Source organism: Rhodococcus sp. AH-ZY2 (assembly GCF_030916465.1).
GTDB lineage: Bacteria > Actinomycetota > Actinomycetes > Mycobacteriales > Mycobacteriaceae > Rhodococcus > Rhodococcus ruber.
The window spans coordinates 843723-868761 of sequence record NZ_CP126458.1 but is presented as its reverse complement, the minus strand read 5'-3'; the positions used below and the strand labels follow the sequence as shown (position 1 = coordinate 868761).

The 25039-nt window shown below is 71.5% G+C and carries 20 protein-coding genes and 1 tRNA gene; 8 read left to right on the top strand and 13 right to left on the bottom strand.

Annotated elements, in window-relative coordinates:
• Nucleotides 1–74 precede the first annotated feature (74 nt).
• A complete protein-coding gene (locus QNA09_RS05060) occupies nt 75–1469 on the bottom strand; it encodes a polysaccharide pyruvyl transferase family protein (protein ID WP_119699517.1) in 1395 nt (464 codons plus the stop codon).
• 292 nt (nt 1470–1761) lie between these two features.
• On the opposite strand from QNA09_RS05060, the gene QNA09_RS05055 reads away from it, so the two are divergent.
• Nucleotides 1762–3132, top strand: coding sequence for a glutamate-1-semialdehyde 2,1-aminomutase (locus QNA09_RS05055; protein WP_040274485.1), 1371 nt, complete (start codon nt 1762–1764; stop codon nt 3130–3132).
• Here QNA09_RS05055 and QNA09_RS05050 read toward each other — a convergent pair.
• The 6 genes from QNA09_RS05050 to QNA09_RS05025 form a co-directional block, all read right to left on the bottom strand.
• The gene (locus QNA09_RS05050) at nt 3117–4004 is read right to left on the bottom strand and encodes a MazG family protein (RefSeq protein ID WP_040274483.1); all 888 of its coding nucleotides are present in this window, start codon (nt 4002–4004) and stop codon (nt 3117–3119) included. The two genes, QNA09_RS05055 and QNA09_RS05050, sit on opposite strands and share 16 nt — an antisense overlap.
• Nucleotides 4005–4133: 129 nt before the next feature.
• The gene (gene mfd / locus QNA09_RS05045) at nt 4134–7766 is read right to left on the bottom strand and encodes a transcription-repair coupling factor (RefSeq protein WP_119699516.1); all 3633 of its coding nucleotides are present in this window, start codon (nt 7764–7766) and stop codon (nt 4134–4136) included.
• Nucleotides 7767–7952: 186 nt separating this feature from the next.
• Nucleotides 7953–8522: a PIN domain-containing protein gene (locus tag QNA09_RS05040; RefSeq protein ID WP_010592941.1), complete on the bottom strand. Its 570-nt coding sequence runs from the start codon at nt 8520–8522 to the stop codon at nt 7953–7955.
• Between the two features lie 11 nt (nt 8523–8533).
• The gene (locus QNA09_RS05035; RefSeq protein ID WP_102030890.1) at nt 8534–8866 is read right to left on the bottom strand and encodes a helix-turn-helix domain-containing protein; all 333 of its coding nucleotides are present in this window, start codon (nt 8864–8866) and stop codon (nt 8534–8536) included.
• A gap of 51 nt (nt 8867–8917) precedes the next feature.
• Nucleotides 8918–9553, bottom strand: coding sequence for a ScbR family autoregulator-binding transcription factor (locus tag QNA09_RS05030; protein WP_010592943.1), 636 nt, complete (start codon nt 9551–9553; stop codon nt 8918–8920).
• A gap of 159 nt (nt 9554–9712) precedes the next feature.
• Nucleotides 9713–10306, bottom strand: coding sequence for a TetR/AcrR family transcriptional regulator (locus tag QNA09_RS05025; protein WP_010592944.1), 594 nt, complete (start codon nt 10304–10306; stop codon nt 9713–9715).
• A 236-nt stretch (nt 10307–10542) separates the two neighbouring features.
• Here QNA09_RS05025 and QNA09_RS05020 point away from each other — a divergent pair.
• From QNA09_RS05020 to QNA09_RS04995, 6 genes are all read left to right on the top strand, one after another.
• Nucleotides 10543–10614: transfer RNA gene (locus QNA09_RS05020), tRNA-Gln, on the top strand.
• A 71-nt stretch (nt 10615–10685) separates the two neighbouring features.
• On the top strand, nt 10686–12164 hold the full coding sequence (glmU, locus tag QNA09_RS05015) for a bifunctional UDP-N-acetylglucosamine diphosphorylase/glucosamine-1-phosphate N-acetyltransferase GlmU (protein ID WP_119699515.1): 1479 nt from the start codon (nt 10686–10688) through the stop codon (nt 12162–12164).
• Nucleotides 12161–13141 carry a ribose-phosphate diphosphokinase gene (locus tag QNA09_RS05010; protein ID WP_003937863.1) on the top strand — a complete coding sequence of 327 codons (981 nt, stop codon included), beginning with the start codon at nt 12161–12163 and terminating at the stop codon, nt 13139–13141. Before glmU ends, QNA09_RS05010 begins: the two co-directional genes overlap by 4 nt.
• Before the next feature lie 53 nt (nt 13142–13194).
• The gene (locus tag QNA09_RS05005; protein ID WP_010592946.1) at nt 13195–13824 is read left to right on the top strand and encodes a DUF2461 domain-containing protein; all 630 of its coding nucleotides are present in this window, start codon (nt 13195–13197) and stop codon (nt 13822–13824) included.
• Nucleotides 13825–14017: 193 nt separating this feature from the next.
• Entirely contained in the window at nt 14018–14671 is a 654-nt protein-coding gene (locus tag QNA09_RS05000; protein WP_010592947.1) for a hypothetical protein, read from the top strand.
• 232 nt (nt 14672–14903) lie between these two features.
• Nucleotides 14904–17465 (top strand): LuxR C-terminal-related transcriptional regulator, encoded by a 2562-nt coding sequence (locus QNA09_RS04995; RefSeq protein ID WP_119699514.1) that lies wholly within the window; start codon nt 14904–14906, stop codon nt 17463–17465.
• Nucleotides 17466–17575: 110 nt separating this feature from the next.
• Here QNA09_RS04995 and QNA09_RS04990 read toward each other — a convergent pair whose 3' ends face one another.
• Nucleotides 17576–18217, bottom strand: a complete 642-nt coding sequence (locus tag QNA09_RS04990; RefSeq protein ID WP_010592950.1) for a class I SAM-dependent methyltransferase — start codon at nt 18215–18217, stop codon at nt 17576–17578.
• 54 nt (nt 18218–18271) lie between these two features.
• Here QNA09_RS04990 and QNA09_RS04985 point away from each other — a divergent pair, with 54 nt between their 5' ends.
• Complete coding sequence (locus QNA09_RS04985; RefSeq protein ID WP_119699513.1) at nt 18272–19501, top strand: MFS transporter; 1230 nt, start codon at nt 18272–18274, stop codon at nt 19499–19501.
• A 4-nt stretch (nt 19502–19505) separates the two neighbouring features.
• Here the strand turns inward: QNA09_RS04985 and QNA09_RS04980 are convergent, their stop codons facing one another.
• From QNA09_RS04980 to egtA, 5 genes are all read right to left on the bottom strand, one after another.
• On the bottom strand, nt 19506–20702 hold the full coding sequence (locus QNA09_RS04980; protein WP_026137479.1) for an MFS transporter: 1197 nt from the start codon (nt 20700–20702) through the stop codon (nt 19506–19508).
• Between the two features lie 71 nt (nt 20703–20773).
• Nucleotides 20774–21730 carry an L-histidine N(alpha)-methyltransferase gene (gene egtD, locus QNA09_RS04975; RefSeq protein WP_017679505.1) on the bottom strand — a complete coding sequence of 319 codons (957 nt, stop codon included), beginning with the start codon at nt 21728–21730 and terminating at the stop codon, nt 20774–20776.
• On the bottom strand, nt 21727–22473 hold the full coding sequence (egtC, locus tag QNA09_RS04970) for an ergothioneine biosynthesis protein EgtC (RefSeq protein WP_026137478.1): 747 nt from the start codon (nt 22471–22473) through the stop codon (nt 21727–21729). The genes egtD and egtC overlap by 4 nt, the downstream gene beginning before the upstream one ends.
• Nucleotides 22466–23761, bottom strand: a complete 1296-nt coding sequence (gene egtB, locus QNA09_RS04965; protein ID WP_040274471.1) for an ergothioneine biosynthesis protein EgtB — start codon at nt 23759–23761, stop codon at nt 22466–22468. Before egtB ends, egtC begins: the two co-directional genes overlap by 8 nt.
• A complete protein-coding gene (gene egtA / locus QNA09_RS04960; protein ID WP_017679502.1) occupies nt 23758–24990 on the bottom strand; it encodes an ergothioneine biosynthesis glutamate--cysteine ligase EgtA in 1233 nt (410 codons plus the stop codon). The genes egtB and egtA overlap by 4 nt, the downstream gene beginning before the upstream one ends.
• Nucleotides 24991–25039 lie beyond the last annotated feature (49 nt).

Sequence of the window (25039 nt, the reverse complement as noted above, 5' to 3'; positions counted from 1 at the left end):
CCTTGCGGGATTACCTGCGCTCGCGATATTCCCTGCGCTCTCGGTACACCTGTACTCGTGCACTCGGCCGCGAATCAAACGCTCGACTGCCGATCGAGCATGGACTGTGCGGATGCACCGGAAGTCCGTTCGACCAGACCGAACATCCGCTCGTAGGCTTCACGACTTGCCGCGACCTGAGCCCGCGCCCGCTCCCGTAGTACCGGACGTAGTTGCGGAGCCGCGTCCCACAGTTCCCGGATCGACTTGGAAAGCCGGTCGTCGAGGTCGTGGGCATCGAGGTGAATCAACTCGAGACCGCCGCCGAACATCGCCCTCAACCCACCTAGCTTACCGTCGTAGTACTTCGACGACGACAGGCCGACAACCGGAATACCTTGAGACAGAGCAAAAACAGCCACATGGTACGCGCCGGTGACCAGAACCCGGCACCGTCCGACTGCAGCAGCGAGATCTCGGGCACGTGCGTAGCGATCCAGGGGCGCGGCCACCGACGGATAACCCTCGAGCAGCGGCAGCGTCGATCGGCGGTCCTCCGACTCGCACTCCGAAACGATCAGTGGCACGAGTGTGGCACCGACCCCGAGAGCGAACTCCTGCACGGACCGGCGCACACTCGTCCGAGCCTGAGCCCCCACGGGCGAATAGTCTGCAATACGCAGACAAACGCCGAGATCGGAGCCCATCTCAGGCCGGCCGGCGTCATATCCGAGCTCCACGGCGTCGTCTCCGGTAATGTATATCCGCTCGTTCGGTACTCCCATCCTCGCCAGCAGGTCCGGACCGCACACATCCTCCCGCAACGCGATGACATCGACCCGCGGCAGCACCTTCGCGGCCCGAGCGAAGAGAACCGGATCGTCGATCGGGCCGATCCCCTGACCTAGCGCGGCGGTGGGAATCCCCTTTTCACAGGCATATTCGAGCAGATCCAGGGTGCGCGTCGCCTGGTATGTGTCGACGTCAGCGAGGTAGCCTCCGCCCATCGCAACGATCAGCGACGCTGTCTTCGCCGCCTCCGGAATACGAGCACCGCGATTCACCGTGTTCCTGTCACGGTCGTGGCTGCGCCACTCTTTCATCCGTGTCAGCGGATGACGCACCGAGTCGGGCAGTTTGCGCAATTGCCGCCTCGGGGGATTGGTCAGGGACCACCACACTTCCGAGACTCGTCCGACAACCGCAGGTCCCAACCGTGCCGGCAGCTGAGAAGACCGTCCCAGCCTCGACCAGTGGGCTCCACGCCGGTACCCGACCGGCTCGGCAGCGGGCTCGAATGCTCGTAGCAGACCGGGTGCGTAGGTCAGGACGCCGATGCGGGCGTCGGGCCAGCGCGCCCGGATCCGGCGCACGGTGACATCGAGTAACGCCAGGTCACCTTTGTTGTTGAGCCAGTATTCGCCGTTGTCGATCAGGACCCGGATGGGAGGCTCCCCACCGGCAGACAGACCGAGCGGAATCTTCACCATCCGCAAACTCCCATCGGATCGAGCACAGTTCGATCGCGGCGTCGTCCTACTCGACGGCTGTTCGTTCCATCGGGTAGAAATGTTCAGGGCGGAGGGTCGTTACCGTTTACGATACCGCACAAGGCCTACCGATTGAACCCCGAAGTTGTTGGGGAACACCGGAGAAGGTTGCGATCGCGCGTACTCCTACCGAGAATGATGACGCTGTCTCATACCTGTGTACCCTCGGAGCCTCCCACTTCCTCTCGTGTCCGCCCCTCGCTCCAGGCGTCGTCGTCGAAGGGAGCCGACAGTGCCGCACTCTTCTCCACCCTCGTTCGTCCGATCCACGAAACTCCAGGCCCGGCTCCACGAGATCGTGCCCGGCGGTGCGCACACGTATGCCCGGGGCTCCGACCAGTATCCGGAATTCATGGCACCCGTCCTCGAGCGCGGAGCGGGTGCCCGCGTGTGGGACGCCGACGGGAACAGCTACGTCGAGTACGGGATGGGCCTGCGCTCGGTGACGCTCGGGCACGGCTACCGTCCCGTCGTCGACGCCGTCGCCGCCGCGATCGCCGACGGCACCAACTTCAGCCGGCCAACGACCCTCGAACTCGCCGCAGCCGAGGACTTCCTCGCTCTGGTGCCCGGCGCCGACATGGTGAAGTTCGCCAAGAACGGCTCCGACGCCACAACCGCGGCCGTGCGCCTGGCGCGGGCTGTCACCGGCCGCCGGCACGTCGTGGCATGCGACCAGCCGTTCTTTTCCGTCGACGACTGGTTCATCGGCACCACCCCGATGAAGGCGGGAATCCCCGAGGAGGTCACCGAGCACACCCACCGGTTCCGGTACAACGACCTCGACTCGCTCGAACATGCTTTGTCGGCCAGGCCGACCGCATGCGTGATCCTCGAGGCCGCCACCGCCCTCGCCGAGCCCGATCCCGGCTTCCTGCCCGGCGTGCGCCGCCTGTGCGACCGGCACGGTGCCCTGTTGATCTTCGACGAGATGATCACCGGATTCCGCTGGTCCGAGCACGGGGCGCAGGGCGTGTACGGCGTCCGGCCGGACCTGTCGTGCTGGGGCAAGGCGATGGGAAACGGCTTCCCCGTCGCCGCGCTCGCAGGTCGGCGCGAGTTCATGGAACTCGGCGGCCTGCGCACCGACGGTGACCGGGTGTTCCTCCTGTCGACCACGCACGGACCGGAGTCCGGCGGACTGGCAGCCTTCCGTGCGGTGGTGCGTGCCTACGCGACCGAAGACCCCATCGGCCGGATGGAAGCATCCGGTCGCAGGCTTGCCGACGCCGTCAACGCCGCGGCCGCGGATCTCGGCGTGGAGCGCTACGTCCAGGTGGTCGGACGCCCGTCCTGCCTGATCTTCGTCACCCGTGACCCGAATCTGCTGCCCTCGCAGGAATTCCGCACGCTGTTCCTGCAGGAGATGCTCGTCCGGGGTGTGCTCGGACAGTCGTTCGTGATCTCGGCGGCCCATACCGACGCCGACCTCGAGGAGACCGTGGAGGCAGCGCGCGGCGCTCTCGCGGTGTACCGGCGGGCCCTCGACGCGGGCGGGGTCACCGGCTTCCTGCACGGCCGCCCCGTCGCCCCGGCACTGCGTGCCCGTGCGGAGCCGCGTCGGCTCGGAGAAGCGCCGGTCGGGACTCACTTCTCCCAGTAACGCACCCATGCGTCCGCGTCGAGACCGCCGTACGGCACGCCGTCGGCGTGGGCGGCCTTCTCCGTCGCGCGCACCGTCGCGACGAACTGCAGCGTCGCGCTGCGCAGCGCGTCCTCCGCGCCACCGTCGCCGGTGACGTGCACCGTCCGGAGTTCGGGCGGGACGAGATGCGCGGGGAGTCCGGCCCGGGTGGCCCGGGCGATCACCTTGTCGGTCAGGGCCAGCGCCGGCTGTGCCGTCGCGATGCCGTCCAGGCAGGAGGGCCGCGCCTTCTCCGCCGCTTTGGCCACCTCCCACGCTGCCTCCTGCTCGGCCACGTCGATCGGGCCGGTGTGACCGTTGGTCAGGTGCGGGCTGCGCGACGCGAGCTTGGCGACGAGCGTGTCGGCGACGTCGTCGACGGTGAACGGATCGGTGTCGGACTCCTCGGCGATCCGCGAGTGGAACAGCACCTGGAGCAGCAGGTCTCCGAGTTCCTCGCGCAGACCGTGCGGGTCGCCCTCCTCGATCGCGTCCAGCAGCTCGTACGTCTCCTCGAGCAGGTAGCGGCGCAAAGAGTCGTGCGTCTGGGTGACCTCCCAGCCGCCGAATCCCCACAGCCGGTCCATCACGTCCACGGCACGCAGCAGGCGCTCCCCCGGAGCGGGCGGGGCGGCGATCACCCGCTCTCCCCGCCGTACGCGTTCACGCACCGCCTCGTGCTCCGGGTCGACGGCGATCAGTGTCTCGGCCCCGGATCCCACGGTGGCACCGAGGATTTCGCACATCTCTGCCGGAACGTCGTCGGTGCAGTCGAGCGGCCCGGTCAGCAGCGGCACCGCCTCGAGCGGCACCGATCCGGGCCGGTACAGGTCGAGCAGAATCACCGTCACCGCCGTCGCCTCACTTTCCCCGTCGCTGCGCTCGCCCCGGTCGCAATCCCCGTCGCTGCGCTCGCCCCGGTCGCAATCCCCGTCGCTGCGCTCGCCCCGGTCGCAATCCCCGTCGCTGCGCTCGCCCGGTCACACGCTCGCGGCGGTCGGCACACGCACGTCAACCGATCCCTGCGCCTTGCCGTCCAGGGCGAGCAGGAAGTCCGCGATGTACTGCAGCAGCTCGACGTCGCGCACCCGCTCGGAACCCACGCCACCGGTTCGCGGCAACGGCAGCTGCACGATGCCGCTCGTGGCGCGGTACTGCGCCGCCGGATAGAGGCGCTTGAGCCGCATCTGCTTCGAATCCGGCAGGTGCATCGGCGAGATCTTCAACTGGGTGCCGGAGACCGCGACCTCCTCGAGGTCGTACTCGCGGCACAGCAGGCGCAGCTTGGCCACCGACACGAGCCGGCCGACCTCCTCGGGCAGCGGACCGTAGCGGTCGACGAGTTCCTCGACCACCGCGGCGATCGCGTCGTCGTCGTGCGCCGCGGCGAGCTTGCGGTAGGCCTCGAGCCGCAGCCGGTCGGATGTCACGTAGTCCGGCGGGATGTGGGCGTCGACCGGAAGATCCACCCGCACCTCCTTGGCGGCCTCGTCCGTGGCGACGGGACGGCCGTCCGCGGCGGCCCGGAACGCCTCCACCGCCTCGCCGACGAGCCGCACGTACAGATCGAATCCGACGCCGGCGACGTGACCGGACTGCTCCGCGCCCAGAACGTTTCCCGCGCCGCGGATCTCGAGGTCCTTCATGGCCACGGCCATGCCCGCGCCGAGATCGGAGTTCTGGGAGATCGTGGCGAGCCGGTCGTATGCCGTCTCGGTCAGCGGCTTCTCCGGCGGGTACAGGAAGTACGCGTAACCCCGCTCGCGGGAACGACCGACGCGTCCGCGCAGCTGGTGCAACTGCGACAACCCCAGCGAGTCGGCGCGCTCGACGATGAGGGTGTTGGCGTTGGAGATGTCGAGGCCCGTCTCGACGATGGTGGTGCACACCAGGACGTCGTACTGACGCTCCCAGAAGCCCTGCACGGTCTTCTCGAGGGTGTCCTCGTTCATCTGCCCGTGCGCCACCGCGACCCGCGCCTCGGGGACGAGGTCGCGAATCCGCTTGGCGGCCTTGTCGATCGAGCTCACCCGGTTGTGCACGTAGAACACCTGTCCGTCGCGCAGCAGCTCGCGGCGGATGGCGGCGGCGACCTGCTTGTCCGCGTAGCCGCCCACGTAGGTGAGCACCGGGTGCCGCTCCTCGGGTGGGGTGAGGATCGTCGACATCTCCCGGATGCCGGCCATGCTCATCTCCAGGGTGCGCGGAATCGGCGTCGCGGACATGGTCAGCACGTCGACGTGCGTGCGCAGGGCCTTGATGTGCTCCTTGTGCTCGACGCCGAATCGCTGCTCCTCGTCGACGATCACGAGACCGAGGTCCTTCCAGCGCACGCCGGTCTGCAGCAGCCGGTGGGTGCCGACGACGATGTCGACCTCACCGTCGGCGAGGGCGGCGATCGTCTCCTTCGCCTCGGCGGAATCGGTGAAGCGGCTCAAGCCCTTGACGGTGACCGGGAACGACGCCATCCGCTCCGTGAAGGTCTGCAGATGCTGCTGCGCCAGCAGCGTGGTGGGCACCAGCACCGCGACCTGCTTGCCGTCCTGCACGGCCTTGAATGCGGCACGCACCGCGATCTCGGTCTTGCCGTAACCGACGTCGCCGATGACGACGCGATCCATCGGGACCGCCTTCTCCATGTCGGCCTTGACCTCGGAGATGACGGTGAGCTGATCCTGGGTCTCGGTGAACGCGAACGCGTCCTCCATCTCCTTCTGCCACGGGGTGTCCGGCGCGAACGCGTGCCCCGGGGCGGCCTGGCGGGCCGCGTACAGCTGCACCAGCTCCCCCGCGATCTCGCGGACGGCCTTGCGCGCCTTGCGTTTCGTGTTGGCCCAGTCGGAGCCGCCGAGCTTGCTCAAGGCGGGCATCTCGCCGCCGACGTAGCGGGAGAGCTGGTCGAGGGACTCCATCGGCACGAACAGCCGGTCACCCGGCTGCCCGCGTTTGCCCGGCGCGTACTCGATGACCAGGTACTCGCGGCGGGCGCCGCCCACGGTCCGCTCCACCATCTCCACGAACCGGCCGATGCCGTGCTGATCGTGGACCACCATGTCTCCGGCGGTGAGTGCCAGCGGATCCACCTGGTTGCGGCGCTTGACCGGCGTGCGCCGGCCCTCGGCGGCGGTCACCCGGTTGCCCGTGAGATCGGACTCGGTGACGAGCACCAGTCCGGGCACGTCCGCGCCGTCGCCCGGCAGCACCAGGCCGTCGTGCAGCGCGCCGCACAGCACCCCGACCGTGCCGCGAACCGGTTCGGCCCCCGGATCGAGCCGCGCTGCGGGTACGTCGTTCTCCTGAAGCCGCTCGAGCACCCGCTGCCCGGTGCCGGCACCTGCGACGACGATCGCCGCCCGCCCGCCGGTGGTGACGTGCGCGCGCAGGTTCGCGAAGAGCATCGTCAGCAGTTCCTCGGACCCGCGCACCTCCGGCGCCGACTGCACGTCGAGCACGACCTCGGTGTCGGCGCCCGACGCCAGCGGGCTCAGCGTCCACCACGGTCGGCCGGCCGCTTCCGCCGTCTCCCGCACCCCGGTCAGCGGGCGGTATGCGGAGGCGGCCAGGTCCACGCCCTTCATGTTCGCGGTGTCCAGCGGCGCGGCCCCGCCGAGCGAGGCCGCGGTCCACGACGCCTCGAGGAACTCCTGGCCGGTGCGCATCAGGTCCGCCGCGCGGGTGCGGACCTTCTCCGGATCGCACAGCAGCACGTGCGTACCGTCCGGCACGACGTCGGTCAGCAACTGCAGTTCGCCGGTCTGCAGCACCGGCAGCAGCGCCTCCATGCCCTCGACCGGAATGCCGGAGGCCATCTTGTCGAGCATCTCCACCAGGGCCGCGTCGGCAGGGTTGTCCTGGGCGAGGCGCGCCGCGCGTTCCTTGACCTGCTCGGTCAGCAGCAGTTCCCGGCAGGGCGGGGCGATGAGGGTGCTCACCTCGAGTTCGGGGATGGACCGCTGGTCGGCGACGGAGAACGGGCGCAGCTCGGTGACCTCGTCACCCCAGAACTCGACTCGCACCGGGTGGTCCGCGGTCGGCGGGAAGACGTCGAGGATGCCGCCGCGCACCGCGAACTCGCCGCGCTTGCCGACCATGTCGGCACGGGTGTAGGCCAGCTCGACGAGCCGCTCGATCAGCTCGTCGAAGTCGTGCTCCGCGCCGACACGCAGGGTGACGGGCTCGATGTCGCCCAGACCGGGGGCCATCGGCTGCACCAGCGAGCGCACGGTCGCGACGATCACCCGCAACTCGGGTCCGTAGTCGCGGTCCTCGGGGTGCGCGAGCCGGCGCAGCACCTGTAACCGGCGGCCGACGGTGTCGGCGCTGGGCGAGAGCCGCTCGTGCGGCAGCGTCTCCCACGAGGGGAACTGCGCGACGACGTCGCCGAGCATTTCGCGCAGCTCCGCCGTGAGATCGTCCGCCTCACGGCCGGTCGCGGTCACCACGAGCAGCGGCGTCTTCGCGGCGAGCGCGGCAGCGACGAACGGCCGGGCCGCGGGCGGGGCCACCAGGGCCTGTGCGGCGGTCCCGGCGAGGGCGGCCACACGCTCGAGCTGCGCGTCGGCCAGCGCGATCCGCGCCAATCCGGACAGGGGGGTGACGGACACGTCGGACACGGGAAGGGCGCTCCTGGGGTTCGAGAAGAGGACCGTCCGAGTCTATGCGGTGTCCGGTTCGAGCGGCCAGGACCACTGCCGCGGGCGGCACGGCAACACAGCCGCGGGCGGCACGGCAACACAGCCGCGGGCGGCACGGCAACACAGCCGCGGGCGGCACGGCAACACAGCCGCGGGCGGGACGGTTCAGGGCGGGTCCGCTGCCAGTAGGTCGGCGCTGTTGTCGCCGAGCGCTGCGCGCGCCCACGCGGCCAGCCGCGACCGCAGAGCGGCGTCGGCGAGCTCCTCGCCGGGCCCGAGCCATCGCCGTCGCGCCATCTGGTGCAGCACACGCACGGCCCGCCGGGGATCGGCGTCGAGGACGTACGCGACGAAGGCGTCGGGTGTCTGTGGCTCGACCCCGGACCGCTCGAGCGAGCGCGCGAGACCGGCGTCCGTGGTGACGACGACGTCGGCCTGTGCGAACAGCGCCACCGCCGTCAGGTGCGCGTCGCGGGGATCGCTGACGTACGGCACCTCGCGCAGCACCGTGGCGGGCCAGCTCACCCGTGCCTCGGGGAAGGCCGTGTCGAGTTCGGAGAACAGGAAGTCCCGCGCCGGGCGCGACATGTGCGCCGGCAGCCTCCGCTCCACCTCGGCGACGATGCCGTCGCTCCAGTAGGGCCGGTACAGCGCGTCCTCGGCGAGGGCGAGCAGCACGTCGCGCACGCGCGGCGGCGTCAGTGCCGGCGCGTCGAGTACCGCCCGGATCGGCACGATCGTTCCCCCTAGAAGTCGTCGTCGTACAGGCCGTCGCGTCGGCTCAGGTCGGCGACGGCGTCCAGGGCCCGGCTCCGGGCTTCGGCCCTCCGGGCGGCACAGGCGAGGACGTCGGCGCGGCGGATGCGACGGTGCAGGCCGTGGAACCGGGAGGGCAGGGTGCCGTCGTCGACGAGACGGGCCACGTACGCCCGGCCGACACCGAGCACGTCCGCCGCCTGTGCGGTGGTCAGCAGCGCGGGCACCGGGACGATGGTCACCGCGGCGTCGGCTCCGGACTCGTCGAGGGTGCGGGCGAGTGCCACGCAGGCCGCAGCCGCGTCGAAGGGTCCCAGGGTCACGGCGGCGATCGTGTCAGGCGAGGGCGGCCGGCGCAACGATTGCCTCCGGGATCAGACCCGGAGCCGGCGCGAGGCGAACTGCTTGAAGTACTCGGCCTTGGCGGGCGGGACCAGGGCCGGCAGCATCAGTCCCCACGCGTTCTCGAGGTATTCGACGAGGGCCTCACGACAGTCGAGCGCCGCCGCGACCATGCGTACCCCGGTGAGCACCTGCAGGAGGAACAGACCGACCATGTCGGGGTCCACGTCCTCGTTCAGGTCACCTTCGGCCAGGGCGCGCTTCGCGAGGTCGCGCATCGTCGCCAGCCAGGTGTCGAACAGGCGGTCGCCGGTCCCCCGGTAGTCCCCGATCTCCACGGCCAGGCGGAACATCGCCCGGACGACCGGATCGTTCCGGGACAGGTCGACGGTGAGGACGGACAGCTCGATCAGTGTCTCGAGGGCCGGGGTGCGGTCGTTGATGGTCGTCACCGCGGCCTCGGCGAGACGCGCGAAGCCCGCGTCGACGACGCCGCGGGCGAGCTCTTCCTTGGACGCGAAGTGGAAGTACAACGCACCTTTGGTGACGCCGGACTCCTGGATGATCTCGTTGAGGCTGGCGTTCGCGTAGCCGAGGTTCATGAAGATCTCCGCGGCACCGCGGACCACGGATTCGCGGGTGACTTCCGCGCGGACCTGCCGAGCCATTCACGGCCTCCCGGACGGGCTCGTACGCAGGAGACGATCCGGGCGATCGGCGCCGATCGCCGCTCGGTTGATCACCGCGATCACCTGGCATCCCTTCTCGAGTCGGCTGGGCAACGATACCACCTGGTAGAGGGACGATCGGGGGACTGCGCCACCGGCTCAGGAGGTCCCGAGCTGCGGGTCCGCCTCGAGGTGCGTAAGTCCGTTCCAGCACAGGTTCACCAGGTGGGCGGCCACGACCTCCTTCGACGGGCTGCGCTCGTCCAGCCACCAGGTCGCGGCCGTCGCGACCATGCCCACCAGTGCCTGCGCGTAGAGCGGAGCCAGGTCCGGGTCGAAGCCGCGGCGGGAGAAGTCGCCGGCGAGGATGTGCGCCACCTGCCGCACCGCCTCGTTCAGCAGGGACGAGTACGTGCCCTCCTCCGCGGTGACCGGGGAGTCCCGCACGAGGATGCGGAAGCCGTCGGTGCGTTCCTCGACGTAGGTGAGCAGGGCCAGCGCCACCCGCTCGACCCGGACGCGCGAGCGGTTCTGCGTCAGGCTCGCGCTGATCATCGACATCAGGGTCGACATCTCCCGGTCCACGACGACGGCGTACAGCCCCTCCTTGCCACCGAAGTGCTCGTAGACCACCGGCTTGGAGACCTGGGCCCGATGGGCGATCTCCTCGATCGACGCCGCCTCGTAGCCGCGCTCGGCGAAGATCGCCCGGCCGATCTCGATGAGCTGTTCCCGGCGCTGGGTGCCCGTCATCCGGACCCGCGGGCTGCGGTCGGCGTGGTTCTGCGACGGTTTCGACACGTAGTACATCCTTTCCGGCACCCGGCCGGACCCCGGGGCCACCGGAAAACCCCGGGGACGACGCGCGGCGGGTTGCGCTCAGCCTATCCGGGACGACGACGCGCCCGGCCCCGCGTTCGACTCCGGGCGTGGCGGCATGCGAGGATCACAGACGCATGACCGGGGCGTCGGCGCCGGGAATGCGGCAGTCCGCCGTGGTGTAATCGGCAGCACCTCTGATTTTGGTTCAGATAGTTCAGGTTCGAGTCCTGGCGGCGGAGCAGGGCAGTCGGGGCCCGTGAGCTCCCCTGCCGGTGCCGAACCTGCGCATGTCGAACGTCGAGGGAGCTTCATGCAAGTGCAGACCGCAGTTGTCGTCCTGGCGGCCGGAGCGGGTACGCGAATGCGGTCCAAGACCCCGAAGGTGCTGCACACCCTCGGGGGCCGCACGATGCTCGCCCATTCGCTGCACGCGGCCGCGGAGCTGGACCCGGACCACCTCGTGGTGGTCGTCGGGCACGAGCGCGAGCGGGTGTCCGCCGCGACCGCCGACATCGCCGAGACGCTCGACCGCAAGGTGTCGATCGCGGTCCAGGACCGGCAGCTCGGCACCGGGCATGCGGTGCAGTGCGGGCTCGACGCCCTGCCCGGCGACTTCTCCGGCGTGGTCGTCGTCACCAACGCCGACGTCCCGCTGCTCGACGGCCACACCCTCGAGGCGCTCGAAGCCGAGCACCTCGCCGAGCCGATGCAGTCCGCGGTGACCGTCCTGACGTTCCTCGCCGACGATCCCACCGGGTACGGCCGCATCGTCCGGAACGGCCACGGCGAGATCCGCGAGATCGTCGAGGAGGCCGACGCCGACGCCGAACAGGCCGCCATCGACGAGGTCAACGCCGGCATCTACGCCTTCGACGCCGAGTTCCTCCGCGGCGCACTGACCCGGCTGCGGGCCCACAACGCCCAGGGCGAGCTGTACCTGACGGACGTGGTCACGATCGCGCGGCAGGACGGCCGGGCGGTGTTCGCCGCCCAGCTCGCCGACGCGACGAAGGTCGCGGGCGCGAACGACCGGGTGCAGCTCGCCGCGCTCGCGGCGCAGCTGAACCGGCGCACCCTCGAGCACTGGATGCGCGCGGGCGTGACCGTCGTCGACCCGGCCAGCACCTGGGTGGACGTGGACGTCGTCCTCGCCCGGGACGTGACCCTGCTCCCCGGGGTGCAGCTGCACGGCCGGACCGTGGTCGGCGAGGACGCGGTGATCGGCCCGGACACCACGCTGACGAACGTGCGGGTCGGTGCCGGAGCGTCGGTGGTGCGCACCCACGGTTCGGACTCCGTGATCGGCGAGGGGGCGACCGTCGGTCCGTTCGCCTACCTGCGTCCGGGCACCGACCTCGGCGAATCCGGCAAGATCGGCACCTTCGTGGAGACGAAGAACGCCGAGATCGGGCCGCATTCGAAGGTGCCGCACCTGACCTACGTCGGCGACGCCACCATCGGCGAGCACTCGAACATCGGGGCTTCGAGCGTGTTCGTCAACTACGACGGCGTGCACAAGTCGCACACGGTCGTCGGATCCCACGTCCGGACCGGATCGGACACCATGTTCGTGGCGCCCGTGACGGTCGGCGACGGCGCCTACACCGGCGCCGGCACGGTCCTGCGCCGCAACGTTCCACCGGGGGCGCTTGCGGTGTCGGGTGCGCCACAGCGCAATATTGAAGGCTGGGTCCAGCGGAACCGCCCCGGGACCCCCGCGGCCGAGGCAGCGACTGCAGCACGGCAGCAGCAAGAGATCGAACGGCAAAAGGACGGCCAGGACCAGTGACCTCCAATTGGATCGACAACCAGAAGAACTTGATGCTCTTCTCCGGCCGGGCCCACCCCGAGCTGGCGGAGCAGGTGGCGAAGGAGCTCGACGTCCAGGTCACCCCGCAGACCGCGCGGGACTTCGCCAACGGCGAGATCTTCGTGCGGTTCGAGGAGTCCGTCCGCGGCTCCGACGCGTTCGTGCTGCAGAGTCACCCGTTCCCGCTCAACCAGTGGGTGATGGAACAGCTCATCATGATCGACGCGCTCAAGCGAGGATCGGCCAAGCGCATCACCGCCGTTCTGCCGTTCTACCCCTATGCCCGCCAGGACAAGAAGCACCGCGGCCGTGAGCCCATCTCCGCTCGCCTGATCGCCGATCTGCTCAAGACCGCCGGCGCGGACCGCATCATCACCGTCGACCTGCACACCGACCAGATCCAGGGCTTCTTCGACGGCCCCGTCGACCACATGCACGCCCAGGGCCAGCTCGCCGAGTACATCCGCGACAAGTACGGCGTCGAGAACATCGCCGTGGTCTCCCCCGACTCCGGTCGCGTCCGCGTCGCCGAGAAGTGGGCCGACACCCTCGGCGGTGCCCCGCTGGCGTTCATCCACAAGACCCGCGACCCGCTCGTGCCGAACCAGGTCAAGTCCAACCGTGTCGTCGGCGAGGTCGAGGGCCGCACCTGCATCCTCATCGACGACATGATCGACACCGGCGGCACGATCGCCGGCGCCGTGAAGATCCTGAAGGAGGCCGGCGCGGGCGACGTCGTCATCGCCGCCACCCACGGTGTGCTCTCGCATCCGGCCTCCGAGCGCCTGGCGTCGTGCGGCGCCAAGGAGGTCATCGTCACCAACACGCTGCCGATCGACGACGAGAAGCGTTTCCCGACGCTCACCGTCCTGTCGATCGCACCGCTGCTCGCGCGCACCATCCAGGAGGTGTTCGAGAACGGCTCGGTGACGTCGCTGTTCAACGGTTCCGCGTAGCCGCGGGAGGCGGTGTACTTTCGGACCGTCACCGGACCGAAAGGACACCCGGCATGTTCACCGGCTTCCCCGTTGCCGCCCTCGACTTCTACGAGGATCTCGAGGCGGACAACAGCAAGCCGTTCTGGGCCGCGCACAAGGCCGTCTACGACGACTGCGTGCGCGGCCCGATGCTTGCGCTGCTCGCGGAGCTCGAACCGGAGTTCGGAGCGGGCAAGGCGTTCCGCCCGCACCGCGACGTGCGCTTCAGCACGGACAAGTCGCCGTACAAGACCCATCAGGGCGGCTTCGTGCAGACCGGGCCCGGCGTCGGCTTCTACGTGCAGATCGACGCGGCCGGGCTGCGGGTCGCCGGCGGCTTCTACCGGGGCTCGTCCGACCAGGTCGCCGCATACCGTGCCGCCGTGGACGATTCGCGCCGCGGACCGCGACTCGAACCGCTCGTCCGGCGGCTGCACCGGGCCGGGTACGAGATCGGTGGCGAACGGCTGAAGACCCGTCCGCGCGGTGTCGCCGAGGACCACCCCCGACTCGACCTGCTGCGGCACAAGTCCCTCACCGCCGCGCGGGCACACCCCTCGCCCGAGTGGATCGACACCCCGCGCACCCTCGACGAGGTGCGCTCCGCCTGGCGCGACGTCCGGCCCCTCGTGGAGTGGCTGACCGCCGCCACCGCCACCTGAAAAGCGTTCGCATCGCGGACGATCCGGGGGTTTCGGTGCCGTACCGATCGGTACGGAAAGTGCTGTGGCACAAGAGTTTGCCGCCCGTACACCTGCCGTCGGCATGATCTTCGTCACGCCGACACCTTCAGTCGCAGGTCGCGCCGGACCCACCCGAGCGGACCCCACCGGTCTTCACTTAAGGTGGCTCCTCGTGATCGACGCGCGAACCCTCGAGGCCCCCACCGAAAACGCGAAACTCGAGACCGTCCGACGGTGGAAACCCGGAGCCTGCGTCTGGTGCGGCGACACCGAGTCCGTCGAGCCGTTCCGTAACGAACCCCGTTGCGGCACTTGCCGCACGCACGAATCCATCATCGACGAGGCCCGCAAGTTCGTCGGCATGTACGGTCTGCGCCCCATCGGCGGCACACTGCAGTCGGACGACGAGGAGGAGTACGAGCACCGCAAGGCCGCCCGCGACTCGCGCCGCGTCCTCAACGACATCCGGCTCGCCGAACAACCCGATCCCGCCCTCGTGCGCAAGGCTCTGCGTCCCCGCGCCGCCGCCGTCGTCGCCGAGACCGTGCGCCGGCCCGCCACCCCGCGCACGCCCTCGGTGCGCCCGTCGCAGCGCGCCGCCGAACCGGCGCCGGTACGCACCGGCGGCGTCGACGTCGACGAGATCCAGAACCGCGCCCTCGCGCTGCTCGATCAGCTCTCCGCGATCGATGCGCAGCTCGCGCTCGTCGCCGAGCAGTCCGGCCTCGCCGCCCGCGCCCGCCGCGGCGACCTCGAGAAGCAGAAGGCCACCATCCTGCGCACCCTGGCCGCCCTGGAGAAGGCGCGGCTCAGCGCGACGAGGTAGGAGCTCTCGCCCCCAGGGGAGGTTGTCGCGGCACCGTCCGGTGCCGCAGTCGACAACCTCCCCTCGTCGTCTGTAACGCCTGGTCGGACTACGCAAACCGGACATCCCTCTCCTCGGTCCGGAAGAGACCGGGTAGTCTGCCCGTGCCGAGGGGTCTGTCGGGGACACCGGGGACAACGGTGGAGACCGCACATGCCGGCGTGCGTCGACAGACCGAGCGAGAGGAGTTGCCGTGAGTGTCCCCGGCGCCGTCCGTACCGGGGTACCGACGTGGCGGACGCTGGCCACCGCCGTGCCCCGCGCCCGCCTGTTCGACATGCTCGACCGCGGGTCCGCGCTCACGGTGGTCCACGCACCGGGCGGATTCGGCAAGAGCACGCTCCTGGCCACGTGGCTGCACCGGGGCGGCGCACCCGAACGCGACATCGCGTGGGTGCCGGTGGCGGACGACGCGGCACCGGACCGCATCTGGTCCGACGTCTGCACGGTGCTGGGCGAACACGTCGCGCCCGGTGACCCGGCCGAACAGCTCGCCGAGGTCCTCCGATCCCGCCCGGCGCCGTCCCTGCTCGTCCTGGACGGGCTCCCCGCCACCGCGCTCGACGACCTGCTGCCGGCGATCCGGCACCTGCTCGACCGCTGCCCGTCCGTCGACGTCGCCGTCTGCGTACGGGGCAGCGCCGCATCGGCGGCCGTAGCCACGGCCGGCGTGGACTGCACGTTCGTCTCCGCCCACGATCTGCGGTTCACGCCGCGCGAGACCGCGGAGTTCTTCCGCGCCGCCGGGGTGGAGCTCGCGGCCGACGAGTACGGCGACCTCTGCCGCGCGCTGGGCGGGTTGCCGCAGTTGATCTCGGGTGCGCTGAACGTCGCGCGGCTGCACCGGGGCGCACCGGTCGACCAGGAGGGCCGGCCGTCGCCCGAACTGGCCGTCGCCATCGCCGGGTCCGCATCGGTTCTGCTCGACACGCTGACCGCCGAGGAGCGCGCGTTCGCGCTGCGCGTGGTCGCCGCCCGTGCTCTCGACGCGGAACTCGCCGCCGAGCTCACCGGCCGGTCGGACGCGGCCGGACTTCTCGACCGGCTCGAAGCGCGGGGCCTGCTCGTCGTCGACGAGGCAGCCGAGACCCGGACGTGGGCGTGGCCGTCGGCCCTGCGGCTCGCGGTGCTCGACCAGGCCCGGCAGGAGGAACCCGGGCGGGTCGACGAGCTGATGACCGTGCTCGCGCGCCGCCATCGGGACGCGGGCCGGCCGGCGCCGGCCGCGACGTATGCGGCCGAGGCCCGCAACTGGGCGATGGCCGCGGGCATCGTCGAACGCAGCTGGGGCCAGATGGTCGCCGAGCATCTCGAGGAACTCATTCTCGTGCTGCGGACGATTCCCGAGGACTTTCTGCAGGACTACCCGGCCGTGCTCGCCGGGCGGGCACTGTTCGTGCAGATGCTCGCCGACCATCCCATCCTGCGGGCCTCGCTCCCCGGCGAGCCCGACGAACTGCACGCACTCGGCGCCGGGCCGGACGCCGCGAACGTCCTGCACCTGGCGACCGTGCAGTCGCTCGCGCTGCGGGTCGCCGGCGACTACGTCCAGGGTGCCGCGTGCACGCGGCGGCTCGAACCCCTGGTGCAGAGCATGCTCGCGCACCAGCCGGACAACATCACCCCGCAGTTGCCGCTGCTGCGCGTCCAGTGGGCGATCACCTTCCAGCTCGCCGCGGATCTCGCCGAATCCAACCGGCAGTTCGAATCGGCCTACCGGGGCGGCGTCGCCGCGGGCACCCCGTACATCGTCCAGAACGCCGCCGGCAGTTCGGCGCTGAACTGGGCACTGGTCGGCGACGTGCCGCGTGCCCGCCGGTGGCTCGCCCGGGAGGCGACGGCGGAACCGTCCGACGGGCTCTTCGGCGAACTCGTCAAGGTCGGCGGCCGGGTCGCCACTGCCCTGACCCATCTCGACGCCCTCGACGTCGACGCGGCCGAGGCGATGATCGACCTGCTCGGCGCGCCCAGCGACCGGGAGGAGCTGTGGGGATTCGTCGCCTACGCCCACGCCCAGCACGCGCTGCTCACCGTCGAGGCGTACGCGGGTCTGACGTGGTTGCACCACACCGTCGCCGGCCACGCCCATCGGCACGGCGACGGCGCGTTCTCCCGAACGCTGCTCACCGCGACGGAGATCGACCTGCACCTGGCTCTCGGCAACGGCAACCTGGCGCGCGCCGTGGCAGATCTCGAGCCCCGGCACCACCCGATCCTCGTCGTGCCGGACGCTCGGGTGGATCTGCTCGGCGGGAATCCCGGCCGGGCCGTCAAGAAGCTCGCGCGGGTGTCCTGGCCGGACTGCGGCTTCCCGCGGGCCCACCTCGAGGCGCTGCTGCTCGAGGCCGCCGCCCAGCTCGACCTGGGCAATCCGGGGGCCGCGGCCGTGTGCTGGGAGCGCGCCTGCGCCCTGGGGCAGGCGCTGGGCAATCGGCGCGCGTTCACCACCGTGCCGGACCGGCACCGGCGCGAACTCGAAGAGCGCAGCGGGATTGCGGTGCCCGGCGGTCCCGTCGGGGCGGTGTTCCCGGACGAGGTCGCACGGGTCGAGCTGTCCCCGCGGGAGAGGGAGGTGCTCGCGCTACTGGCCGAGGGATGCCCGCAGAGCGAGATCGCCCGCCTCCTGTTCGTCTCTCCGAACACGGTCAAGACGCAGCTGCGCAGCATCTATCGCAAGCTCGGGGTTCACACACGGGTCGAGGCGATCACCCGCGCGCGCGAGCTGCGGCTGCTGCCCGTCACCAGCGATCTCTAGCCCCGCCCCCACGGGCGGTAGGTCTCGCCGCCGCCCGCCCGACCCGAGCGGAGGTATCGCTCACCCGCTCGGACCGACGCAACGGCACAGGCGCTCGGCTCCGGGGAAGGTCAGGCCGGCTTGTGGGCGAGCACCCGGAACACGATGCCCATCCGCCCGGTGCGGTGCACGTCGTCGACGACGAACCCGGCCTCGGTGAGATAGGGCGCCGGGTCGCGGAGCAGGTGGTCGGCGCCGAAGCGGATGCTGAGCGGCTCGATGCCCCGCTGCAGGGCACGCAGCACCCGGTTCGTCGACGGCCCGTGCTCGGCGAGCACGATCCGGCCCCCGGGGACGAGCACGCGGTACGCCTGGGCCGCGGCGCGGGCCGGGTCGGGCACGGTGCAGAACGTGAAGGTCGAGAGCACGGTGTCCGCGCTCGCGTCGGGCAGGTCGAGGGCCTGCACGTCGCCCTCGCGCAGTTCGACGCGCGGGTCGGCGGCGGCCTTCGTCCGGGCGAGGTCGAGCATCCTCGGCGAGATGTCGACGCCGACGACGTGTTCGACCTCGGGTCCGTAGAGCGGCAGGTTGAGGCCCGTGCCGACGGCGAGTTCGACGACGCGGCCGCGCGCCTGCGCGGCCGCCCAGTGCCGGGCGGGGCCGAGTATCAACCGCTCGACCAGGCTCATGCCGCGGTCGTAGTTCTTCGACATCTCGTCGAAGATCCGCGAGACGCGGGCGTTCTCGTTCTCGACCTGCTCCGAATCGGTCACTGTGTCTCCTCACCGAAGTGTCACCGCCGACGGTACCGGCGTACCGTCCCGGCTGTGACCGAACCGATCCCGGAACAGCGCCGCGTCCTGACCGTACTGGTGGCCGCGCAGATTCTCAGCGGCGCGGGCCTGGCGGCCGGCGTGACCGTCGGCGCGCTCCTCGCGCAGGACATGCTGGGCAGCACGAGTCTCGCCGGGGTGCCCAGCGCCCTGTTCACGATCGGGTCGGCGGCGGCGGCCGTCGCCGTGGGGCGGATCTCGCAGCGCGCCGGGCGCCGTGGCGGGCTGACGTTCGGGTACGCCACCGGCGCGCTCGGCAGCGCGGGTGTGGTGGCCGCCGCGGCGCTCGACACCGCGGTGCTGCTGTTCGCGGCCCTGTTCGTCTACGGAGCGGGCACCGCGACGAGCCTGCAGGCGCGCTACGCCGGCGCCGACCTGGCCGCTCCGGAGCGCCGGGGGCGCGCGGTGAGCACGGTGCTGCTGGCGACGACGCTCGGGGCGGTGGTCGGCCCGAACCTGACCGCCGTCATGGGCGACGCCGCCGAATCCTGGGGCATTCCCCGGCTGTCCGGGCCGTTCGTGCTCTCCGGCGTCGCCTACGGGCTCGCCGCGGTCGTCCTGTGGGTCCTGCTGCGTCCGGATCCGCTCCTGCTCGCCCGCAGCCGCGCGGCGGCCGCGGAGCCGGCGCCGGACGGCGAGCGGCCGGCCGTGGCCCGGCAGTGGTCGCCCGCGGTGACCGCCGGGGTGGTGGTGATGATCGTGACACAGCTCGTGATGGTGGCGGTGATGACGATGACGCCGATCCACATGCGCGACCACGGGCACGACGTCGGGGCGACGGGCGTGGTCATCGCGATCCACGTCGCGGCGATGTTCCTGCCGTCCCCGATCGCGGGGATGCTCGTGGACCGGGTCGGGCCCTACCGGGTCGCGGCCGCCGCGGGACTCGTCCTGCTGGCCTCCGGGGTGTCGGCGGCGCTGGCCCCGCCGCATTCGGTGCCCGCCCTCGCGTTCGCGCTGGGCCTGCTCGGTTTCGGGTGGAGCCTGGGCCTGGTGAGCGGCACCGCGCTCGTCACCGATGCGGTGCCGCTCGAGTCCCGCGCGGCCACGCAAGGCACCGCGGACCTGTTCGTCGCGCTGGCGGGGGCGGGCGGCGGTCTGGGTTCGGGTCTGGTCGTCGCGGCGGCGGGGTTCCCGGCGCTGGCGCTGACCGGTGCGGCGGTGTCGCTGGTGATCCTTCCGGTCCTCGCGCGACGGTCCGCCGCGCAGCCCGCCCTCCGCTAGCGGGTCAGGCCGGCACCGCGACCGCTCGTCGCGCCACCCGCAGATCCACCAGCCACACCAGGGCGGTCGCGGCGGCCGCCGCGACACCGAACAGGCACACCCCGGTCCAGCCGGCGCTCGTCCACGCGAGCGCGCCGAGCGCCGAACCGGCCGCGGCACCGATGAAGTACGTCGTCATGTACACCGCGTTGATGCGGGAGCGGGCCGCGGGCGCCAGCGCGTAGACGATGCTCTGGTTGCTGATGTGGACGGCCTGCAGTGCCAGGTCGACCGCGACCATCCCGATCAGGAACCACGCCAGCGAGTGCGCTCCGGCCGCCAGCGCGGCCCAGGACACGACGAGCACCGCCGCGCCGGCGCCGGAGGCGAGCTGCGCGAGGCCACGGTCGGCGAGGCGGCCGGTGAGGTTGGCCATCACCGCGCCGGCGACCCCGGCCAGGCCCACCAGCCCGATCTGCACCTCGTCGAATCCGTAGGGTTCGCCGGACAGCAGGAACGCCATCGTGGAGAACAGGGCGCTCACGGATGCGAAGGACAGGACGCCGAGCACCGACCGGGTCCGCAGCCGCGGCTGGGTGCGCACGAGGGTGCCGAGCGAACGCAGGGTGGTCCCGTAGCCGATGCGCTCGGCAGGGCGCGACGTCGGCAGCGCTCGCCACAGGGCGAGCGCGACGAGGACCATCACGGCGGCGCTCACCCGGTAGACGGTGGCCCACCCGCCGAGGCCGGCGAGCAGCCCGGCGACGCTGCGGGCGAGCAGGATGCCGAGCACCAGGCCGCTCATCACCGTCCCGACGGCCTGCCCACTGCGCTCCGGTTCGGCCAGGGTGGCGGCGAACGGCACCAGCACCTGCGCGGCCACCGAGAACAATCCCGCGATCGCCGTGCCGACGGCCAGCACCGCGATGGTCGGAGCGAAACCGCTCAGCGCCTGGCCGGCCGCGGCGGCGAGCATGAGCCCCACCGTGAGGCGGCGCTTGTCGAACATGTCGCCGAGCGGCACCAGGAACAGCAGCCCGAGGCCGTAGGAGACCTGGGCGACGGTGACGGTGGCCGCGGCGGCGGAGTGGGAGGTGCCCAGGGCGACGGCGATCGAGTCGAGCAGCGGCTGGTTGAAGTAGTTGCCGCCCACGCACAGGCCGGTGGCCGCCGCCATCAACAGCAGGACGGGGGTGGTCAGCACGGGTCGCGGGGACGTCACGTCTGCCAGCCTCGCGCGGCCGGGACCGCGCTGTCCAACCGGCGTCGCGTCGGCGGCCGGGACCGCGCGGGTCAGCTGCGGCTCGCGCCGATCAGCGCGAACCGGCCGTCGGGATCGATCCACTCGCGCCGTACGACGAACCCGGCCTCGGTCAGTTCGCGGCCCATGCCGTCGAGCCGGAACTTGGCGGAGATCTCGGTGCGCAGATGCTCGCCCTCCTCGAACGCGATCTCGAGGTCGAGGCCGGGAATCCGGACCGTCATGGGCTCGGTGGCCTCGAGTCGCATCTCGATCCACTCGTTGATCGGGTCCCACACCGCGACGTGCCGGAACTTCCCGGGTTCGAAGTCCGCGCCGAGCCGGGCATTGAGCACGTTCAGCACGTTGCGGTCGAACTCCGCGGTGACCCCGGCGGCGTCGTCGTAGGCCGGCACGAGCACGTCGGGATCGGTGACGAGGCCGATTCCGAGCAGTAGCCACTCCCCCGGCTCGAGCACCGCGGCGAGGTCGGTGAGGAACGCGGCGCGCTCGGTGGGCGCCAGGTTGCCGATGGTGCCGCCGAGGAATGCGATCAGGCGGCGTCCGCCGCCGGGCAGATGCGTGAGCGATCCGGTGAAGTCGCCGACGACGCCCCGCACGGTCAGGTCCGGGTATTCGACGGAGAGCCGGGTCACCGCGGACTGCAGGGCGACCTCGGAGACGTCCTGCGGTACGTACGTATGGATGTACGGTCGCAGCGCGTCGAGCAGGATCTCCGTCTTCTCCGAGGATCCCGATCCGAGCTCGACGAGCATCTCGGGCCGCGCCTCGTCGGCGAGCTCCGACGAATGTTGTTGCAGCAGAGACCGTTCGGTGCGGGTGGGATAGTACTCCGGCAGCCGGGTGATCTGATCGAACAGCTCGCCGCCGCGCTCGTCGTAGAGCCACGTCGGCGAGAGCCACTTCGGCGACGACGTCAGCCCGCGGCGCGCGTCGGCCCGCAGCGACTCGTCGAGTTGCTCCGGCGTCAGGTACACGTCCACCGTCATGAGACGGCCACCTCCATGGGGGACACGATGAGGTGCCCCGGTCGGGCGCTGACCAGGTGCCGGTCCGGCACCTGGCGCCAGCGCGGATCGTCGTCGTACGGTTCCGAGGACACCACGGCGACGTCCTCGTCGACGAGGGTCCACAGCGAGTGGTACCAGGCCGTCGCCCACAGCCCGGAACCGTTGCCCAGCAACAGGTTCAGCCGCGAAGCCGGGGCGACGTCGAGCACGTCGTGCACGAGCCGCATCAACGCCTGCTCGGGCCGCGAGGAACGCAGCCGCGAATACAACAGCAGCCACAGCGCGGCGGCGTCGGTGGGCGACTCGAGCCGCAGCAGTTCGGCCACCGGCAGGCGCTCGGCCAGCGAGACGAGCGACCCGGGCCAGCCGCGGACGACGCCGTTGAGGCTGAACGCCCAGCCGTCGCGGGTGAACGGGGCGCACGCCGAGCGCTCCACCGGCATGCCTTCCGTCGCCGAACGCAGCGACGCCATGACGGCTCCGGCGCTGATATGCGAAAGACCTTCGGCGACAAAGGGATCGGACCAGATGGGGGTGGGGTTCCGATAGCGGCCGAAGCCGTCCGCACCCCACCATGCCACCCCGAACCCGTCGGCGTTGATCGTGCCGCCGCCACGCATGTCCTTCGGCGCCCACGACTGGCGCACCAGCGACCGGGGTCCCTCGGTCACCAGGGAACTCACCGAGCGGACCGGCCCGAGGTATCCCAGGTGTCTACACATCCGGCACGTCCCGCGCGCAGCGGAAGCCGGCGAAGATCTGCCGCCGGATCGGCAGGTCCCAGTTGCGGAAGGTGCCGCGGCAGGCTGCAGGGTCGGTGCCGAAGGAGCCGCCGCGCAGCACCCGGAAGTCGCCCCCGAAGAACACCTCCGAGTACTCCCGGTACGGGAAGGCCGCGAATCCGGGGTACGGCTCGAATCCGGACGCCGTCCATTCCCACACGTCCCCGATCAGCTGGTGCACCCCGAGACGCGACGCACCCGCGGGGTACGCCCCGACGACGGCCGGCTCGAGGTGCCGCTGGCCGAGGTTGGCGTGGGCCTCGGTCGGTTCCTCGTCGCCCCACGGGTAGCGCCGGCTCTGCCCGGTCAGCGGGTCCCAGCGGGCGGCCTTCTCCCACTCGGCCTCGCTGGGCAACCGGCGTCCGGCCCAGCGGGCGAACGCCTCGGCCTCGTGGAAGCACACGTGCACGACGGGCTCGTCGGGGTCGAGCGGCACCGTCACCCCGAACCGGCGGCGCCACCACGTGCCCGCGTCGTCGCGGGTCCAGAACTGGGGAGCCTCGAGTCCCGCCTGCTCGCGGTGCAGCCACCCCTGCGGGCTCCACAGTTCCCGGCGGGCGTAGCCGCCGTCGGCGAGGAACTCGAGATAGCGCCCGTTGGTGACCGGCACGGTGTCGATCGCGAAGGCCGGCACGTACACCCGGTGCGCGGACCGCTCGTTGTCCAACGCCCACGGATCCGTCGACGTCCCCATCTCGAACTCCCCGCCCGGGATCAGCACCTCCGCCGCGGCCGGTGCTTCGGCGCGCCGCGGCGCCGGCGGCGCGTCGAGGACCGGGGGCCCCGCCCGCAGCTGGTGTGTCGCGAGCATCGTCTCCGCGTGCTGCACCTCGTGCTGGACACTCATCGCGAACACGAAACCCTCGCGGGTGAGGTCGGTGTCGAAGCGGCACCGCGCCAGCACGTCCGCCGTGTGCGCGCGGACCTCCGCCGCGTAGTCGCGGGCCGCCCGCGGCCCGAGCAGCGGCAGCGCGGGCCGGTCCGCCCGCGGATGGCGGAAGGCGTCGTAGAGGTCGTCGACGTCCGGGCGCACACCGGCGTGACCGCCGGCCGCCCGGAGCAGCCAGCGTTCCTCCTGGTTGGCGATGTGCGCGAGGTCCCACACGAGGGGACTCATCAGCGGTGAATGCTGGGCCGTGAGTTCCGCGTCGTCGATGTCGGTCAGCGCGAGCACCCGCGCCCGCGCCCGCGCGAGGTCCCGGTCGAGCCGGGCATGCAGACCGCTCACCGATCCTGGACCTCCGGGGTGCGACCGCGGCAGCACCGCTCCGCCGCCGCGTCCAGCGCCGCGGTGAACCGCATGTCCGGCGACGCCTCCGCGGCGAGGGCGAGCAGTCCGACCGCCGCGGCCCGGATCTCGAGATCCGCGAGTCCGAACTCGGCCGCCTCCTGCCAGCGATCCACGACGGGGGCGGCGACGGCCAGGGCCTCGTCCATGACGGCCGGCGAGGTGAGCAGTGCCTCGACCGCGGCGACCGGGACCTGCCACAGGGCCCCCGGCTGCGCGTCGATGTACCGGACCTCGAGGTGCCCGGCGGGACGCACCGGCGGGAACAGGGTGGTCAGGTGGTAGTCCAGGTCGGCGACGGTGGGCCGGCGCCCGATCTCGTCGTCCAGGTCGCCACCCAGCCAGTCCGCGAACGACGCGCCGGGCGGCGCATGCCAGTCCCCGCCGGTCGCGCGCACACACAGCAGCGGCGCGTCCAGCGCCCACGCCGGGTAGCGCGCCGGATCGGGCACGGGGGTGGTGCGGTCGGCGTCCAGCGCCAGCCAGGTGCGCATCCGCTGCGACGCCCAGTTCCCGTCCGGTGCCCCACGCAGCGAAGGCGAACACGCGAACGCGGCCACCAGCGCCGGTCCGACGGCGTGCAGTACCCGCCACCGCCGGGCCAGCTCGTCGTCGTCGGCGCCGGCGTCGACGCTCACCTGGGTGGCGGCGGTGCTGTTCATCATCAGCCGGCCCAGCGGCCCGATCCGATCGAACCGCAGTTCCATCGCGCTGTAGCGGGGAGTGCGCAGCAGCCGCTGCGGTGGGCGCAGCCCGTCGGCCGCCGCGTCGACCAGGTCCACCGACCGGCGCGCCAGCAACGCACCCAGCATGCGGGCGTCGGCGGTGAGACGATCGCAGACCTGCCGCGCCGAGACACACGGCACGCTCGACAGTTCCACCTGCCCACCCGGCTCGAGGGTCACGGCGCTGCCCGACGGCAACGGCCGCGCCGAGGAGCCGGGAGCCAGCTGCCGGGGGGCGTGCGGACCGAGGGCCTCGAGGATGGCCTGCAACTCCGGCCGGGCGCGAGTGCCGTCGGCCCGGGCGGTGAGCCATTCCAGTTCCACGCCGATCAGCCGGGGCGGCCCGAAGCGGAAGCTCACCCGGCGCACGTGCAGCTCGGCGGCGGTTCGTGAGGCGATGCCGGCGTCCGCGCGCGGCACCGCCGGGTCGACTGTGATCACCACTCGGTCCGCCCCTCCCTTGCCTGTGGGCCAGCTCACGGACGAGCCTAAC

What these genes read in the sequence shown, in the direction of transcription:
- QNA09_RS05030 (WP_010592943.1), bottom strand. Translation starts at nt 9,553, where the DNA reads ATGGCTCGGCAGGTCCGCGCGGAAGTCACCCGCGAATCCGTGGTCCGC.
- QNA09_RS05060 (WP_119699517.1), bottom strand. Translation starts at nt 1,469, where the DNA reads ATGGTGAAGATTCCGCTCGGTCTGTCTGCCGGTGGGGAGCCTCCCATC.
- glmU (WP_119699515.1), top strand. Translation starts at nt 10,686, where the DNA reads ATGCAAGTGCAGACCGCAGTTGTCGTCCTGGCGGCCGGAGCGGGTACG.
- QNA09_RS05025 (WP_010592944.1), bottom strand. Translation starts at nt 10,306, where the DNA reads ATGACGGGCACCCAGCGCCGGGAACAGCTCATCGAGATCGGCCGGGCG.
- egtD (WP_017679505.1), bottom strand. Translation starts at nt 21,730, where the DNA reads ATGACGGTGGACGTGTACCTGACGCCGGAGCAACTCGACGAGTCGCTG.
- egtC (WP_026137478.1), bottom strand. Translation starts at nt 22,473, where the DNA reads ATGTGTAGACACCTGGGATACCTCGGGCCGGTCCGCTCGGTGAGTTCC.
- QNA09_RS05005 (WP_010592946.1), top strand. Translation starts at nt 13,195, where the DNA reads ATGTTCACCGGCTTCCCCGTTGCCGCCCTCGACTTCTACGAGGATCTC.